15 protein-coding genes and 1 tRNA gene are annotated in these 15,381 nt (G+C 64.8%); 10 read left to right on the top strand and 6 right to left on the bottom strand.

What is annotated here, in order from left to right:
- The 9 genes from tolQ to N4264_RS23435 all read left to right on the top strand — a co-directional run bounded on the left by tolQ (position 1) and on the right by N4264_RS23435 (position 6,545).
- Complete coding sequence (gene tolQ / locus N4264_RS23475) at positions 1-681, top strand: protein TolQ (RefSeq protein ID WP_261694640.1); 681 nt, start codon at positions 1-3, stop codon at positions 679-681.
- Between the two features lie 41 nt (positions 682-722).
- Complete coding sequence (gene tolR / locus N4264_RS23470; protein WP_261694639.1) at positions 723-1,163, top strand: protein TolR; 441 nt, start codon at positions 723-725, stop codon at positions 1,161-1,163.
- A gap of 9 nt (positions 1,164-1,172) precedes the next feature.
- The gene (locus N4264_RS23465; protein WP_261694638.1) at positions 1,173-2,009 is read left to right on the top strand and encodes a cell envelope integrity TolA family protein; all 837 of its coding nucleotides are present in this window, start codon (positions 1,173-1,175) and stop codon (positions 2,007-2,009) included.
- Positions 2,010-2,023: 14 nt separating this feature from the next.
- The gene (tolB, locus tag N4264_RS23460; protein WP_261694637.1) at positions 2,024-3,352 is read left to right on the top strand and encodes a Tol-Pal system beta propeller repeat protein TolB; all 1,329 of its coding nucleotides are present in this window, start codon (positions 2,024-2,026) and stop codon (positions 3,350-3,352) included.
- 74 nt (positions 3,353-3,426) lie between these two features.
- The gene (pal, locus tag N4264_RS23455) at positions 3,427-3,930 is read left to right on the top strand and encodes a peptidoglycan-associated lipoprotein Pal (RefSeq protein ID WP_261694636.1); all 504 of its coding nucleotides are present in this window, start codon (positions 3,427-3,429) and stop codon (positions 3,928-3,930) included.
- 15 nt (positions 3,931-3,945) lie between these two features.
- Positions 3,946-4,860 carry a tol-pal system protein YbgF gene (ybgF, locus tag N4264_RS23450; protein ID WP_261694635.1) on the top strand — a complete coding sequence of 305 codons (915 nt, stop codon included), beginning with the start codon at positions 3,946-3,948 and terminating at the stop codon, positions 4,858-4,860.
- Positions 4,861-4,893: 33 nt separating this feature from the next.
- Complete coding sequence (gene queE / locus N4264_RS23445; RefSeq protein ID WP_261694634.1) at positions 4,894-5,583, top strand: 7-carboxy-7-deazaguanine synthase QueE; 690 nt, start codon at positions 4,894-4,896, stop codon at positions 5,581-5,583.
- Between the two features lie 78 nt (positions 5,584-5,661).
- Positions 5,662-6,330 (top strand): 7-cyano-7-deazaguanine synthase QueC, encoded by a 669-nt coding sequence (gene queC, locus N4264_RS23440; protein ID WP_261694633.1) that lies wholly within the window; start codon positions 5,662-5,664, stop codon positions 6,328-6,330.
- A 139-nt stretch (positions 6,331-6,469) separates the two neighbouring features.
- Positions 6,470-6,545 (top strand) — tRNA-Lys (locus N4264_RS23435).
- Positions 6,546-6,735: 190 nt separating this feature from the next.
- Here the strand turns inward: N4264_RS23435 and N4264_RS23430 are convergent.
- From N4264_RS23430 to N4264_RS23420, 3 genes are all read right to left on the bottom strand, one after another.
- Positions 6,736-7,989 (bottom strand): FG-GAP repeat domain-containing protein, encoded by a 1,254-nt coding sequence (locus tag N4264_RS23430; protein ID WP_261694632.1) that lies wholly within the window; start codon positions 7,987-7,989, stop codon positions 6,736-6,738.
- Positions 7,990-8,050: 61 nt separating this feature from the next.
- Entirely contained in the window at positions 8,051-9,385 is a 1,335-nt protein-coding gene (locus tag N4264_RS23425) for an FG-GAP repeat domain-containing protein (protein ID WP_261694631.1), read from the bottom strand.
- 269 nt (positions 9,386-9,654) lie between these two features.
- On the bottom strand, positions 9,655-9,921 hold the full coding sequence (locus tag N4264_RS23420; RefSeq protein ID WP_261694630.1) for a hypothetical protein: 267 nt from the start codon (positions 9,919-9,921) through the stop codon (positions 9,655-9,657).
- Between the two features lie 291 nt (positions 9,922-10,212).
- Between N4264_RS23420 and N4264_RS23415 the strand changes: the two genes are divergently transcribed.
- The gene (locus N4264_RS23415) at positions 10,213-10,647 is read left to right on the top strand and encodes a hypothetical protein (RefSeq protein ID WP_261694629.1); all 435 of its coding nucleotides are present in this window, start codon (positions 10,213-10,215) and stop codon (positions 10,645-10,647) included.
- A gap of 84 nt (positions 10,648-10,731) precedes the next feature.
- Here the strand turns inward: N4264_RS23415 and rlmM are convergent, their stop codons facing one another.
- The 3 genes from rlmM to N4264_RS23400 all read right to left on the bottom strand — a co-directional run bounded on the left by rlmM (position 10,732) and on the right by N4264_RS23400 (position 15,320).
- Entirely contained in the window at positions 10,732-11,808 is a 1,077-nt protein-coding gene (gene rlmM / locus N4264_RS23410) for a 23S rRNA (cytidine(2498)-2'-O)-methyltransferase RlmM (protein ID WP_261694628.1), read from the bottom strand.
- Between the two features lie 70 nt (positions 11,809-11,878).
- Positions 11,879-12,439, bottom strand: a complete 561-nt coding sequence (locus tag N4264_RS23405) for a nucleoside deaminase (protein WP_261694627.1) — start codon at positions 12,437-12,439, stop codon at positions 11,879-11,881.
- A 202-nt stretch (positions 12,440-12,641) separates the two neighbouring features.
- Complete coding sequence (locus N4264_RS23400; protein WP_261694626.1) at positions 12,642-15,320, bottom strand: WD40/YVTN/BNR-like repeat-containing protein; 2,679 nt, start codon at positions 15,318-15,320, stop codon at positions 12,642-12,644.
- Between the last annotated feature and the right edge of the window lie 61 nt (positions 15,321-15,381).

Genomic DNA, 15,381 nt, shown 5'->3' with positions numbered 1-15,381 from the left:
ATGACCGGCGAAATCGATCTGTTGAACCTGGTTATCCACGCGAGCTGGTTCGTCAAGCTCGTGATGATCGCGCTGCTGCTGTTTTCCTTCCTCTCGTGGATGATCATCTTCCGCAAGCACACGATGCTCAAAGGTGCGCTCGGCAGCGCGAACGAGTTCGAGGAACGTTTCTGGTCCGGCGCGGACCTGGCGGCCCTGTTCCGGGAAGTGACCGGCCGCGGCGACCAGATCAGCGGGATCGAGAGCATTTTCGAGTCCGGTTTCCGCGAATTCGCCCGTCTGCGCCAGCGGCGCGGCCTGGATCCGCGCACCATGCTCGAAGGCGCCCAGCGTGCCATGCGCGTGGCCCAGGCGCGCGAACTGGACCGCCTGGAAGCCAACCTCGAATTCCTCGCCAACGTTGGTTCGATCAGCCCCTACGTGGGCCTGCTGGGCACCGTGTGGGGCATCATGTCGGCCTTCCAGGGCCTGGCGACGGTCAAGGAAGCAACGATCGCCATGGTGGCGCCGGGTATTTCCGAAGCCCTGGTCGCCACGGCGATGGGTCTGGTGGCGGCTATCCCGGCTTCGTGGGCGTACAACCGCTACTCGAACAAGGTCGACCGCGTTGCCAACCGCTTCGACACCTTCACCGAGGAGTTCTCCTCGATCCTGCAGCGCCAGGCGCATATCGACGAATGAGCGCAACCCTGCGCCCGTCCGCCCTGCGTTGGAGGTCCTGAATGCATTCCAATCACCGTCGCAAACGCAAGAAGCTCAAGGCCGACATCAACGTCGTCCCGTACATTGACGTCATGCTGGTGCTGCTCATCATTTTCATGGTGACGGCGCCGCTGTTGAACCTGGGCGTGGACATCGAGCTGCCCGAATCGGAAGTGGCCAAGACCCTCAACGTGCAGAAGGATCCCTTCGTCGTCAGCATCGATGCCCAGGGCAAGCTGTACCTGACCATCCCGAATGCGCCGCGCGAAGAAATCGACGAGGCCGGTCTGTTGAACAAGTTTTCAGCCTTCGCGAAGCAGAATCCGAAGTTGACGGTGTACGTGGCCGGCGACGGCCAGGTGCAGTACTCGAAGGTGTACGACGCCATGGCGCTGCTGCAGCGCGCCGGCGTGCCGAAAGTCGGTCTGATGGGCCAGCCGCCGCAGGAACCCAAGCGCTAAGCGTCCGCAATGCAGACTTCCAACAGCGACAATCTGCGTTCCTTCGTCTTCTCGACGCTGCTGCATGCGGGCGTTTTCGGGTTGCTGACGCTCAGCGTGTGGTGGACCCGCAAAGAGATCCAGGTCGCGATTCCTGGCCCGATCATCGAGGCCACGCTGGTGGGGGCGCCGCGCTCCGCGCCGCCGCCCAAGCCCACCAAGCCCGCACCCAAGCCGGTCGAGCCCAAGCCCGTCGAAGAAAAGCCCAAGGTCGACGAGCCGACGCCGGAGCCGCGCAAGGAAGATCGGAAGGATCAGGAAAAGATCACCGACAAGATCGCGCTGGAGAAAGCCGCGGCCGACGCCAAGGTGCAGGACGAACTGCGCAAGAAGGAGCAATTCGAGCTGACCGAAAAGCTGGCCAAGGCCGAGGCCGAGAAGAAGCGCAAGCTGGAGGAAGAGAAGCTCAAGCAGCAAAAGGAAATGAAGGCGCGTGAGCTGGCCAAGGCCAAGAAGGACGAGGCCCGCTACATGGAGCAGCTGATGCAGGGCGAGGAGGCGCGCTCGGGCCAGGAAGGCCAGGATGAAAGCCTGGAAGCGGAGTACTACGCCGCGATCCAGAGCGCCGTGACGCTCAAGTGGATGCGCCCCGAAGGGACACCGCCGGGCATCCGCTGCACACTGGAAATCATCCAGATCATTGGCGGCGAGGTGACCCAGGCCGTCGTGGTGAGTCCGTGCAATGCCGACGAGCTGACCCGGCGCTCGCTGGAGCAGGCGCCGATGGCGGCATCACCGCTTCCCTACGCGGGCTATGAAACAGTCTTCAAGCGCAAGATTCGATTCGAATTTACTTACGACGGATGAAAGGCCGAACCGACATGCGAGTGACAACCTTTGCCCGATGGGGCGCGTTCCTGCTGCTGACGATGCTCGGTGCCGTGGCGCATGCCCAGGGCCTGAGTGGTGATGTGCCCACGATCGTCATCAGGGACGGCACGGAAACCGCCCACCGGATCGCGATCGTGCCGTTCGCCTTCGAAGGCGCCGGCGTCCCGCCGGAGACGGACGTCTCCGAAGTGGTCCGCATGGACCTGGCCCGCTCCGGCCAGTTCCGCACGCTGGAAAAAGACCGCGTCGTGGAATTCCCCACGCGTGGCAATGAGATCAAGTTCCCGACCTGGAAAATTCTGGACCAGCAGTACATCACGGTCGGCCGCGTGATGGACGCCGAAGGTGGCGCACTGCGCGTCGAGTTCGAGCTGTTCGAGGTGGCCAGCGGGCGCAGCATGCTGGGCCTGGCGATCACCGGCCAGCGGTCGGACCTGCGCGGCGTCGCCCACCAGGTGGCGGACCTGGTCTACGAAAAGATCACCAACGTCCGCGGTGCTTTCTGGACCCGCATCGCCTACGTCACCGCCGCCGGTGTGCAACCGAACATCCAGTACGCGCTGATGGTCGCCGATTCGGACGGCTACAACCCGCAAGTGGTCGTCAAGTCGCGTGAGCCACTGCTGTCGCCGTCGTGGTCGCCGGATGGGCGCAAGCTGGCCTATGTGTCGTTCGAGCGGGGCGATTCGGCGATCTATATCCAGGAAATCGCCACCGGCTCGCGCCAGGTCATCTCCAACCGCAAGGGCATCAATGGCGCCCCGTCCTTCTCGCCGGACGGCAACCGGCTGGCCCTGACCCTCTCCTACCTGGGCAACCCGGACATCTTCGTGATGGACCTGGGCTCCCGCGAGATCACCCGGATCACCAGCCAGATGTCCATCGACACCGAGGCCGTATGGACCCCGGACGGCCAGAATCTGATATTCACGTCCGACCGGGCCGGCAAGCCTCAGCTCTACCAGGTACCGGCCACCGGTGGCGACGCCAGCCGTGTTACCTTCGCCGGCGAATACAACGCAAAAGCCTCCATCGCCTATGACGGCAGCAAGATCGCTATGGCACAGGGGGCCGGAAATGTGTATCGTATTGCGGTTTTGAACCGGAGCAAGGGCAGTCAGGTGACCATGGTGTCGCCCGGCAGTGTCGACGAATCGCCCAGCTTCGCACCGAACGGGAGCATGCTGCTGTATGCCGCAACCGACGGACCGCGCGGCGTTTTGTACGCCGTATCGGCCGACGGTCGGGTGCGCCAGCGGCTTGTCCTGGCCGATGGCGATGTGCGTGAGCCGTCGTGGGGTCCGTTCCGGCAACGATAAATGAAGACGCCGGGTGACCGGCGCGTGCTACTGACCTTAGTAAATTAAGACCTGACCTTCGAAGGACAAAAGTCATGAATAACTCGATTCGGATTGCAATTGCTGCGCTGCTCTGCGTTACCGCCGTTGGTTGTAAGAAAGCTGCCAAGCCGACCCCGCCGTCCGATGGCGGCGACCGCAAGGAAATCACCCAGCCGAAGGACAACACCGGCAAGTACACCCGCGAAAGCCTGGAAACCGACGCCTGCCTGCGCAGCCGCGTGATCTACTTCGATCTGGACAAGACCGAGATCAAGGACGAGTTCCGTCAGCAGATCTCCTGCCACGCCGAATTCCAGGCCCAGTTCCCGGACTACAAGGTGACCCTGGAAGGCAACGCCGACGAGCGCGGCTCGCGTGAATACAACCTGGGTCTGGGCGAGCGCCGCGGCAACGCTGTGCAGTCGGCCCTGTCGTCCGCTGGTTCGCGCGCGTCCCTCAACGTCGTGTCCTACGGCGAAGAGCGTCCGACCTGCAAGGACCACAACGAAGGTTGCTGGTCGAAGAACCGTCGCGTCGAAATCGTCTACGCGCAGTAAGCCTCTTTGACACCGATGCGAACGTTCCTCAAGACCAAGCTCGGTGCCAGCATTGCAGTCGCGGCGGCCATGGCCGCCGCGACTGTTTCCATGCCGGTCGCCGCCCAACGCCTCAGCCTGGCCGAGCGCGTGGCCAAGCTGGAAGCCGACGCCCAGGCGGGCAAAGGCAATGTGGATCTGATCAACCAGATCCAGTCGCTGCAGACTGAACTGCAGCAGCTCACCGGCCAGGTCGAGCAACTGCGCCATCAGCTCGATGAGCTGAAAGAGCGCAACAAGCAGCAATATATCGATTTGGATTCCCGTCTCGGCCGCCTCGAAGGCGGTGGCACGGGACGTCCGGCCGCGGAAAATTCCGGCCAGCTCGAAGACATTCAGCTCGGCAACCCCAATGGCGCCAGCCCGGAACCGGCGCGTGCCGCCGACCCCATGCTGGACCGCGACGATGCCGCACTCGACCGCCCGGTCGACCGTCCCGTCACGCGCGAGCCGATCAACGCCGACGTGCCACCCGAGCCGCCCACGCGCCGTATCGATCCGGCCGGCGAAAAGGCCACGTACGACGAAGCCTTCGGTGCCCTGAAGGAAGGCCGCTACGCCGAATCGGCGAAAAAGTTCCAGGCCTTCATCGACACCTACCCGAACAGTGATCTGACCGCCAATGCCTACTACTGGCTGGGCGAGTCCTATTACGTCACGCAGAACTACCGCGTGTCGCTGGAAACCTTCCAGACGCTGCTCAAGGTCTATCCGGACAGCCAGAAGGCGCCCGATGCCATGCTCAAGACGGGCTACTGCCTGTACGAGCTGAAGCAATGGGACTCGGCCGAGAAGACTTTGACCAAGGTCGTGCAGAAGTATCCGGATACCACCGTCGCGCGCCTGGCCCAGGGCCGGCTGCGTGCGCTCAAGCTCGAGGGCGCGCGCTAAGCGCGTCCTTCCGAGATTCCGGCGGCTACGGCCATGTCGGCTGAAGCCGTACAGAACCCCGTGAACCTGGCCGCCCGGCATCCCGAGCGGCTGCGGATCACCGAGATCTTCCATTCGATCCAGGGCGAAGCCGACGCCGTCGGGTGGCCGACTGTCTTTGTTCGCCTGACCGGATGCCCGTTGCGCTGCGTCTGGTGCGATACGACGTATTCGTTTCATGGCGGGCAATGGCGGACGATCGACGAGATCGTGGCCGAGGTGGCCCGCCATGGCGCCCGGCACGTGTGCGTCACCGGCGGCGAGCCCCTGTCGCAGAAACGTTGCCTGATCCTGCTGCAGCGCCTGTGCGACGCGGGCCACGAGGTGTCGCTGGAGACCTCCGGTGCGCTGGATGTCTCTGCCGTCGACCCGCGCGTGCGCAAGGTGGTGGATCTGAAGGCACCCGCATCGGGCGAACTCAAGCGGAACCGCTGGTCCAATATCGATCACCTGCGTCCGCACGATCAGGTCAAATTTGTCCTGGCCGATCGCGCCGACTACGAATGGGCGCGTGCGGTTACCGCAGAGCATCGGCTTTCCGATCGTTGCCAGGTGCTGTTCTCGCCGGTGCACGCGTCGCTCAAGCCGCGCGAGCTGGCCGAGTGGATCCTCGCGGACCACCTGCCTGTCCGCATGCAGCTGCAGTTGCACAAGTTGCTGTGGGGCGACGAACCCGGCCACTGACCGCCCTGCACGCCGTGCGCAGGAATCGGCTTCACCATCAACCCGGCTGCGCGCCGCGCGCCGACCACGGGCAGACCTATGCAGAAACGCGCAGTCGTACTTGTCTCCGGCGGCATGGACTCCGCCGTCGTCCTCGCCATTGCCAAGGCCCAGGGCTATGCGTGCTACGCGCTGAGCGTCGCCTACGGGCAGCGCCATGCGTCCGAGCTGGCGGCGTCAGACCGCGTCTGCGCCCAGCTCGGTGCCGTCGCCCACAAGACGGTGACCGTCGACCTGCGCAGCATCGGCGGCTCGGCCCTGACTGCTGACATCGACGTGCCCGAACAGGGGGGCGCCGGCATCCCCGTCACCTACGTACCGGCGCGCAACACCATCATGCTGTCGATCGCGCTGGGGTGGGCCGAGGTGCTCGGTGCGAGTGACATCTTCTGCGGCGTGAATGCAGTGGACTATTCCGGGTACCCCGATTGCCGCCCTGCCTTTATCGACAGCTTCCAGCAACTGGCGAACGTGGCGACGAAGGCCGGGGTCGAAGGGGCCGGGCTGCGTGTTCATGCGCCGCTGATGCGGCTGAGCAAGGCGGACATCGCCCGCGAGGGCGTCCGCCTGGGCGTGGACTTCTCCGCCACTGTATCGTGCTACCAGGCCGACGCGGACGGCCGTGCCTGTGCCCACTGCGACGCCTGCCGCCTGCGTGCGGAAGGCTTTCGGGAAGCCGGGCTCGCCGACCCGACGCGGTACCGCTGACCGCACTGGCCGCCTGTCGGCTCGTGTCTGAACAATCCTGGCGCATCCCGCCTCATCCGCTTGTCTGCCGGCAGATCAGGCCCTACACTTCGCGTCCCTCGCGCGCTGGCCCTTCCGGCGCCGTGTCTTGCTTCCCCGTGGGCCGTTAGCTCAGTCGGTAGAGCAGCGGACTTTTAATCCGTTGGTCGAAGGTTCGAATCCTTCACGGCCCACCACTTCTTCAAACCTTCTCCCGAAAGCACTGGCGGACCTCTGTCTTCGTAGCCTGGGCAGACCCCCCTCGATCGACACCTATCCGGTCCCCTGCATTGCAACGTTTCCTGCGCGCCGCTTCGCGTCATCGATGCTGCGAAAAGGAAAGGCCCGCTATGGCGGGCCTTTGTCGGAGTCGCCTTGACGTCACCCTCACCGGTGCAGATAGATGGCGACGCGATTGTTGTCGATATCCACGACCGCGATGTCGGGGCGATTGTCCGAATTGAAGTCGCCTGTCACCAGTTCGCCGGCACTGAATCCGCCGTTGATAGTCACCGGAGGATCGAAACTGAAACCGCCGCGCCCGGCGTAAAGCGCGATGCTGGCCGCACCTGCGGATTCGAGTCCAACGATGATGTCGTTGTGGGCATCATCGTTGAAGTTCGCAACGGCCAGGCCATTTCCGGGAGCGGGCAGGGTGATTTCCGCCGGATCTGCTTCCAGCACGAAGCGCAGTTGTGGATGTGGCGTGGCGTTGCGATAGAACTTGAGTCGGTACGCACGGCCGGTGGGCGGTGCGTTCGTGTAGTACGTGATGGCCAGATCCTTGCGGTCATCGGCGTTGAGGTCGCCAGTGCTCACACCCAGGATATCGCCGTGCACCGACGCGTTCGCAGACACGGGAGCCAAGGAAAGCGCCGGCAACAGCCCGCCGGACTGATAGTGGTTCTGCAGCAGGTGCAGGCTGGTGCCGCTGTTGGTGACCACATCCAGGTTGCCGTCGTCGTTGAGATCGATGACGCGTGCGCGAAGGGGATACTCGGCGACCGGAACGCGTGGTCTGGCGCTGTCGGCGGCGAATGCGCCGCCGCCCTGCCCCCACAGCAGGGCAGCACTGGTGCGATGAAGGAAGGTGCTGCCGCCGATTGTATAGGCGCGATCCGGATTCGCCGGGTCGCTGTCCAGCGCCACAATGTCCAGCTTATTGTCGCGGTTGAAGTCAGCCAGCAGAAGGTCATTGATCATCGGGTGCCGGCCGGTGGGTTGCAGCGATAGGGTCTGGGAGTCGGGGGTGAATCCGTTGCCCCGGTTGTTGATGAAGCGTTGCACGGCACTCGGCGGCGAGCTCACCAGCAGATCCGGCCAATTGTCGCCATCGATGTCTCCGCCACCGACGGCGGTGGAGGAGCCTTCCGTTGGAATACTCCAATAGTGGATAAAGCTTCCATCGTGCTGGTTGACGTAGACGGCTACGGCACTTCTGCTCCTGGTCACAAGGTCAGCACGGCCATCGCGGTTGAAATCGGTTCCATACAGCAAGCGCGTATCACTGCCGGCGAAGGATTGCCGGGTATAGCCGCCCATCGGCAGGAATTCCTTGAATTCGTACGCAGCCTGCTGCGCGTATGCGCTGGACGCGAGCAGCAGAGTGAGGAGTGCAAAGGGTGATCGGCGGATATGCATGGCGGGAACACGGATAGTGAAGGTGGGGGTGCGGTGATGCCGGTCCGGGTACGGCCGCGCTTCAGTCAAAGCCATTGGCAAACAGCCGGTCGAGTGGATAGTGGACAAACACGCGCACGCCTCTGTCGGTCTGGACCGCGATGTCGGTTTTGCCGTCACCGTTGTAGTCGCCGCGGACCAGGCCTGTTGCGCGGATGAAGGGATCCGAAATGTAAAAATCAAAAAGTACTGGCGGATCAAAACTGAAGTTGCCACGACCGTAGGATATGAAGAACGGAAATCCGTACTTTCGGCAATGCATCAGGATGTCGTTGTTGCCGTCGCCGTTGTAGTCGCCGATGCGTGGCGTGGAGATCAGCTGGTCGCCGCAATCCCGGTCCATTTCCAGCACCTGTGGGTCGACCGCCAATGCGCCGGAACCGCCACTGTTGCGTAGTACTCGCAGGCTGAAAACGCCGGGATCCGTGACTGACGCGCGGTGCACGTACACAACCAGTGCGTCCGTAAACCCGTCACCGTTCAGGTCGCCCGGCGTGATGCCGGTGGCAAATCCGCGGTCGGGACGGCTGGTAGTGTCGTAGTTGAACGCGCTCTGCAGACTGCAGGCGCCATTGCTGGTGCAACTGGTCAGGCCTGCCCGCCCCTCGCGGTTGACGACCAGCAGGTCCGCCCTGCCGTCGCGCGTAAAGTCGGCCGCGGTGAAGAGGAACGCATTGGGGATGGTTGGAAAGCGCGTCTGCCCGGCGTCGAAGGGCGTCGTGGCGCTATTGGGCTGTCCCCAGGCGACCAGGCCACTCGGCGCAGCGCCGTCCATCGTCTGCCCGGCCTCGAAATAGCGATCCAGCGCAGCGAGGTCGGGGCGGGTGTCGCCATTGAAGTCGGCGATGACGGCGGCGTTGATCCAGGTGTCGGCGGTCTGGTTGGGCGGAACGATGACCTGCCGCTGGCGAAAGTTTCCGGCGCCCAGGTTGCCAATGACGCGCAACACCCGGCTACCGTTGAAGCTGTCGTCATTGTCGGCAAAGACCAGATCCGTACGTCCGTCGGCGTTGAAGTCGGCACCGGCCAGAAAGCCGCCGCTGAACACACGACTGCCCGAATCCCAGAAGGACATGCTGCTGCGACGGAACCGGCCGTTGCCCAGACTCAGAAAGAGCCGCATCGGTCCCTTCTCGGCGTTCTGGGCATAGCGCACGGCAGATACCAGATCCACGCGCCCGTCGCCGTCCAGGTCCAGGCCGCTGGCAAGGGCGCCGTCCCTGCCGGGGTGGTCGGTATCCGGTGCGACGTTGGACTGGTAGGCCAGCCGGTAGGGCAGCTCATCCGCGCGCAACGGCGATGCGAGCATCAGCGAGATGCTGGCGGTGGACAACAGGAAGATCCGGGGCAGTGACATGGTGTAAAGGGGCGACGCTGGCGTTATGCAGCGCCGGAAGCGTGCCCCCCTCGGGACGGCTTGTCCCGACGAAAGGTCGACGAAAATATTCTCGAACGAAATCAACGGAATAAATTATCCGTCGTCGACGGTTGCCGTTCGTCGCGCGGGAAAGCCGGTCTGGATTCCTGCGGCGAAGCCGCGTTTGCAGCGACCGGTGATCGGGGCCGAGGTTTTGCCTGGTGCTAACACAGGGCGGCGACGCCGGTCGAACGGGAAGCGAAGCGTTCTCAGTGCAGACCGGCCCGGGGAGCGCTGTCTGAGAGGTCCTGCGGGCTTACGCGTCCGTCCGGGTCGACGCGCCAGCGATCCAGCGGCCGGCCGCCGACCGACAATTCCACGATAACCGGCTCGCCGCCCTGCGCACGTCGGGTCGCGTCGGCCATTGCGGCCGAGAACGCGCGATCGCGACTGTAGTGGACGCCGGTGCCGCCGGCACCGTGATCCACCGTCCAGAGCGATCCCTTGGGTGTGATGCGGATGATCGAGAATGGCATCGCCGCCCCCTCGCAGTGCGCCGCCGTATTGACGAGTCCAGTCTACGAAGCGATTGCTACCGGTGGTATTCGGCAAAACCCCCAGGCGGCATGGCTGTCCCGTGCGCCATGGTCGGGTTCGCCGCGCTTGCGCCGATGCGGCGGACCACAGAATGTTCCCAGTTCCACTTCGTTATTGTTCAAGGTCTTACGCGGATTCGTTCCCGGGTTGGTCCCGCCAATCCAGCTGCGAATGGAAGGGGTTGGCCAGTAGGATCGCCGGTCATCGCAACCGCTGACCGGAGCTCACTCATGCATCGCTGGATACGTCTTGGACTTGCTGCTGCTTTCACGCTGGCCATGGGCACGGCGTCCGGTCACGGCCTGCTCGGCCATATGGACTGGTGCTCGGCGGGCACGGCGGTGGTGGTCAAGCAATTCAGCTTTTCCACGGCGGAACTTCGGGAATACCGCCGCTGCCTGCGTGACGGCACCTGTGCCAGCGAGACGCCCTGCGTGACACAGACCTGCGGACAGTTCGGCGACGACTGGTCGGTCGCCGCGCGCATGGCTTACTCCTTCTGCAAGGAGTCCGGTGGGAACATGAACACGGACCTGGGCACCGGTGCGCCGGTCGTCGAGGTGCCGGCCACCTTTTACGACCAGGGCCATCACCAGAACTACCACTTGTCGCAGGGCGCCGCGGGCGTCTGCGTCGTCTGCACACAGGAACCGGGCGATCGCTGACCGCCCGTACGCCTCACCACTGACGGGAGGGGAGGGGACGGGCCGCCCCGGCGGCCCGTGCTTTCCGGCACGGCGTGTTGCGGACTACTTCTCCGCCAGAACGCGGGCGAATACCGTGATTTCTTCACGGTCGTGGTAGAGCTGCTTGGCGCGCAGTTCCACCTGGCCACCGCGGCGGTGCACCAGGGCATGGATGCGCTCGAACGCCTGCTGGACTTCGGTGTAGCGCTTCTTCATGGGTAGCTTGAGGTTGAAAATGGAACGCTGGCACCAGCCTTCGGCCAGCCATTCGCCCATCCGCTCGGCCACGCGACGCGGCTGCTCGACCATGTCGCAGACCATCCAGTCGACGCGGCGCTTGGGCTGGTAACGAAATCCGTCCTCGCGCAGGTGGGTGACGTGGCCGCCGGCCATCAATTCTTCCTGCATCGGCCCGTTGTCCACGGCGGTGACATGCAATGCGCGACGGACCAGCTGCCAGGTCCATCCGCCCGGCGCCGCACCCAGGTCGACGGCAGTCATGCCGGACTTGAACCAGCGCTCGCGTTCCCCGGGCGTGAGCAGCACCTGGATGGCTTCATCGAGCTTCAGCGTCGACCGGCTGGGCGCATTGCGCGGGAACTTCAGCCGGGGAATTCCCAGTGGCCAGGGCGCGCACAAGGCGGTATGGGCAACCGCCAGGAAGCAGCGATCGCCATGGGGGAACAGCGCATGCAGCCGCCACGGGCTGTCGCGCACCAGGCGCGCGTCGCGCTTGAGGGCCTGCACCAGGGCATTGCCGAAGCTGCGGCAGAACGCGGTGAGCGCCTTGCCGTCATCCGTATCGGGCGATTCCACCCAGGCGTCGGCGACGGCGAAGTCCGTCGGCAGTTCAGCCAGGAGCGGCGTGAGGCGGTCCTCGCGCGGCAGTCCCTTGAGCTGGTCGAGTACGGCCACGGCCTGACGGGCGAACACGAGCCGGGGCCAGCCGATGGCCTGCAGCAGTGCTTCCGCCGGCATGGGTTCCACCAGCACGAATTCGGCGAAGCCCGCACCACGTTCCGTGCGTGCAAACCCGGCGACGCCGGCGTGCGCGGCAACGGTGTCGAGTTCCTGCGCCGCCTCGCCTTCGAAGCCGCTGCGGCAATAGACCAGTACGCCGCTGGCAAGGGGGTGGGACATTGTCGGGTCCTTGGGACGGATTCTTTGCGCACCGCGTGCCGTGGCCGGAAGTCTCCGGTCGCGGCGCTGGTCAATACATCAGGCCGCCGCGCGCGCTGTAGAGCGACAGCACGGCACGTGCGTCGTCGCGGCAGATGTCGCGACGCACGGCAATGCCGCGGCGTTCCAGCTCGCCGATCCAGTCGGCGGGCAGCGGGCCCTCGTCAAATTCGGTGAGTTCTTCGACGTCTTCACTGCGTGCGCCGATGAGCAGTTCGTCCACGCCAGCCCATACCGTCGCACCGTAGCACTGGCAGCAGGGCTGTGCGCTGGTCGCCAGCGCATAGCGGCGGCCGTCGTCGTTCAGGCGGAAGCGCTGGGTGCGGCCCTGGGCGGTCATGTAGGCCATCATTTCCGCGTGGGCCACCGAGCAATTGTGCTCCACGACGCGATTCACGCCGACGGCGACGATGGCGCCATCCTGGTCGAACACCGCGGCGCCGAACGGGCCGCCGGTATTCATTTCCACATTGCGGCGCGATAGCGCGATTGCCACGCCAACCCGCTCCTCATCGGAGAGGTAGCGGCGAGACTGGTCGATGGTGTCGTGCACCCAGGCGGGCAGGGTGAGATGGATCTGGGCGTAGAGCATGCGGCGCCGGCATCAGGGGATGGACGGCGAGTTTAGCGGACTCGCTGGCGGCACGTACCGGGCGGTGCGGGAGGCGTATGAGTTCAACGTGCCGCCAGGTGCCTGTCACGACACCTGGCGGACGGCGGCTCCCCCTGCGTGAGCATCGGGATTCACCGGCCCGGGCGTGGCGCCCGGGCCGGCAGGAAGCCCCTACAGTCGATCAATCAAAGCCGTTGGCGAACAGGTAGTCGCCGGCGGCAAACGTGGTCTTGTACGCGCTGCGGCCATGGGTGAAGGCGAACAGTTCCCACAGGCTCGTGGTCGGGTTCTTCTTCGCGATCAGCCATTCGATGATGGTGTTGGCACCACCGGCGTTCTCACGCAGCCAGGTCTGGCCACCGTCGGTCGTGACGAACACGCCGATGTCGGTACCGACGAAGATGCGCTGCGCATTGGCCGTGGTCGGATCGATGACGACGCTGTGCACCGGAACGTTCGGGATGGATGCGCCGGCCGTACCGTCGATGCCGGTCCAGGTCTGGCCGCCGTCCGTGCTCTTCCACACGTGCGGAGCCGTCAGGCCGCCGCCGAACGTGGCTGCGCTGTTGAACGAGGCATAGACCGCAACCACCGTGCGCTCATTGGGGTTGGTCTCGTTCTGGGTCGGATCGAACGCGATCATGCCGACCAGGCCGCTGCGCGGACGACCGTTCGCGCCGGTCGTGGTCGAGGTCCACGTGGTGGCGGACGTCGCGGTGGTTGCCGTGGTGGTGCGATAGAGCTGGCCCTGGCTGGTGCCGGCAACGACGAGATCCGACAGGCCCGGGGCAACCGCGTGGGCGCTGAACCGGTGTGAGCTGGTGAACGGCGAGCTGATCGACAGCTGGTTGCTGGAGGCCTGGGTCCAGTTGCCGGCGGCGTTGTCGGTGCGCCACAGGCGGCGTCCGCTGGTCCACAGGCGGCTGGAGTTGTTCGGATCCATGGTGAACGGATTGATGAACATGCCGGCGTCGGCGATTCCCGTGACGGCATCGTTGAAGTTGGCGCCGCCGTCGGTCGACTTCACGATGCTGATGCCGGTGAATTCGGCATAGAGCACCTGGGTGTTGGTCGAATCGACCGCCGTATAGCCGCCGTCGCCGCCGTTGATCATGTCCCAGGCATTGGGACCGCCGTCGGAACCGCGCAGGGTGCCGTTGTCCTGGGTGCCGCCAAAGTAGGTCTGGCTGCTCGGATACACGGTGCCGTTGTAGAACTGCGACACGTTGTAGCCGTTGTTGAGGTTGGTCCAGGTCAGGGCCGGCAGGTTTTCGTTGCCGCAGATCGAGTTGGAGGTGCCGGCGCTGGCGTCCGTGCCGACCGCCGCGGTGGCGTCATCGGTGCGGAAGATGCCGCCGTCGCTGGTCGCATACAGGATGCGGTTCGTGGTGCCGTTGTAGTTCGGGTGGAAGAACAGCCCGTGGTTGTCCGCGTGGGCGTAGTTCGGATCGGTGCTGTTGAACCACCAGTAGGAGGCAATGCCCCAGTTGTCGCCCTGGTCGTCGGAACGCCACAGGTCGATACCACCGGCCCACACGCGGTCCGGATTGACCGGGTCGACCGCGAGGATCAGGTCGTACCAGCCCTGGTTGTAGTACTCGCTGGCCGCGCCGTACTCGCACTCGAGCAGGCGGCCGTAGACCGGATTGGTCAGCAGCAGGTTCTTGTTGGCATTGGTGCCGTCGTTCTGGACTTTCGGCGTCCAGGTGGCACCGCCGTCGGCCGAACGCCAGACGCCCAGCAGGCCGTCCACGACCGTGCCCGGGGCACCGTCGCCGCCGGCCACGAGGGCGTAGACAATCTGCGGATTGGACGGCGCCACGGCGACCATGGAACGGCCCTGCGTGCCCGGCGTGCCGGACGACAGGACGGAGGTCCAGGTGCCGGCGCCCGCGGCGTCCGTGTTGCGCAGGATCACGCCGTTGGCCAGGGCCGAGAAGGTGGCATTGCCGCCGAACGTGCCGCAGGTGCCCAGGATGGTGTCCTGCGGACCGCCGGGAATGGCTGAGAGGTCGAAGCAACCGCCGAAGACGTTGATGCCCGAGGCACTGCTGTCGACGACCTTGGTCCAGGTGGCGCCACTGTCGAGCGAGCGCAGGATGCCGGTCTGCGTGGCGGCATACAGCGTGTTGGCCGAGTTCGGGCTCTGGATCAGGTCGTTGACGAAGAAGAAGTCCGAGTTGTCGGTGGCCGGCAGCTGGTTCCAGCTGTTGCCCGAGTCGTTACTGACGAAGATACCGGCGCCGCGTGCCGCATCGCCGTTGAATACGCCTTCACCGGTACCGACCCACATGCGGTTCGGGTTGGTCGTATCGATGGCCATCGACACCACGGCCAGGTTGCCGGCGAGATCGCTCAGCGGCGTCCAGGTGGTGCCGGCGTTCGTGGACTTCCAGACACCGCCGGCGACGGCCGCGGCGTACATGATGTTGGGATTGGACGGGTGGAATCGCAGCACGCGGGTGCGGCCGCCGATATTGCCCGGTCCAAGCGACTGCCAGGAGGACAGCTCGTTGAGGATGCCGTAGTCGGCGCCCTGCACGATCGAGTTGCGTGCCGAGGAATACCACGCCAGCTGGTCGGCCTGGCGGCGCGCCGCCTCGTACAGCTTCGGGTCCAGCTCGGTAGCGTCGGGCGGCAGACGCTGCTCGACGAAGAAGCGCTGCGCTTCGCGCGGCGCGTCAAAACGTTGTTTCGGTCCTTCCCGTTCCTTGCCGCGCTGGGCGGCGATCAGCAGCGCCTTGTTACCGGCGTGGGAATGGGCGTCGTGATCGGCCCGCAACGATGATGAAGTAGAGGCACATCCCGCGAGCAGTACAGCCGATAACGAACTGAGACCCAGCAACAGCTTGGTAGACATCGGTACACCCTCCAGAAAAGGACCGCCGTACCCGCCCCCTGCGGAGCACAGTATCGGTCGA

The organism is Tahibacter amnicola, assembly GCF_025398735.1.
GTDB lineage: Bacteria > Pseudomonadota > Gammaproteobacteria > Xanthomonadales > Rhodanobacteraceae > Tahibacter > Tahibacter amnicola.
Note: the sequence above shows the minus strand (reverse complement) of the source record. Positions and strands in the feature narration are given on the sequence as shown.

What these genes read in the sequence shown, in the direction of transcription:
- tolB (WP_261694637.1), top strand. Translation starts at nt 2,024, where the DNA reads ATGCGAGTGACAACCTTTGCCCGATGGGGCGCGTTCCTGCTGCTGACG.
- ybgF (WP_261694635.1), top strand. Translation starts at nt 3,946, where the DNA reads ATGCGAACGTTCCTCAAGACCAAGCTCGGTGCCAGCATTGCAGTCGCG.
- pal (WP_261694636.1), top strand. Translation starts at nt 3,427, where the DNA reads ATGAATAACTCGATTCGGATTGCAATTGCTGCGCTGCTCTGCGTTACC.
- N4264_RS23425 (WP_261694631.1), bottom strand. Translation starts at nt 9,385, where the DNA reads ATGTCACTGCCCCGGATCTTCCTGTTGTCCACCGCCAGCATCTCGCTG.
- tolQ (WP_261694640.1), top strand. Translation starts at nt 1, where the DNA reads ATGACCGGCGAAATCGATCTGTTGAACCTGGTTATCCACGCGAGCTGG.
- N4264_RS23430 (WP_261694632.1), bottom strand. Translation starts at nt 7,989, where the DNA reads ATGCATATCCGCCGATCACCCTTTGCACTCCTCACTCTGCTGCTCGCG.
- queC (WP_261694633.1), top strand. Translation starts at nt 5,662, where the DNA reads ATGCAGAAACGCGCAGTCGTACTTGTCTCCGGCGGCATGGACTCCGCC.
- N4264_RS23465 (WP_261694638.1), top strand. Translation starts at nt 1,173, where the DNA reads ATGCAGACTTCCAACAGCGACAATCTGCGTTCCTTCGTCTTCTCGACG.
- N4264_RS23405 (WP_261694627.1), bottom strand. Translation starts at nt 12,439, where the DNA reads ATGCTCTACGCCCAGATCCATCTCACCCTGCCCGCCTGGGTGCACGAC.
- N4264_RS23400 (WP_261694626.1), bottom strand. Translation starts at nt 15,320, where the DNA reads ATGTCTACCAAGCTGTTGCTGGGTCTCAGTTCGTTATCGGCTGTACTG.
- rlmM (WP_261694628.1), bottom strand. Translation starts at nt 11,808, where the DNA reads ATGTCCCACCCCCTTGCCAGCGGCGTACTGGTCTATTGCCGCAGCGGC.
- N4264_RS23420 (WP_261694630.1), bottom strand. Translation starts at nt 9,921, where the DNA reads ATGCCATTCTCGATCATCCGCATCACACCCAAGGGATCGCTCTGGACG.
- queE (WP_261694634.1), top strand. Translation starts at nt 4,894, where the DNA reads ATGTCGGCTGAAGCCGTACAGAACCCCGTGAACCTGGCCGCCCGGCAT.
- N4264_RS23415 (WP_261694629.1), top strand. Translation starts at nt 10,213, where the DNA reads ATGCATCGCTGGATACGTCTTGGACTTGCTGCTGCTTTCACGCTGGCC.
- tolR (WP_261694639.1), top strand. Translation starts at nt 723, where the DNA reads ATGCATTCCAATCACCGTCGCAAACGCAAGAAGCTCAAGGCCGACATC.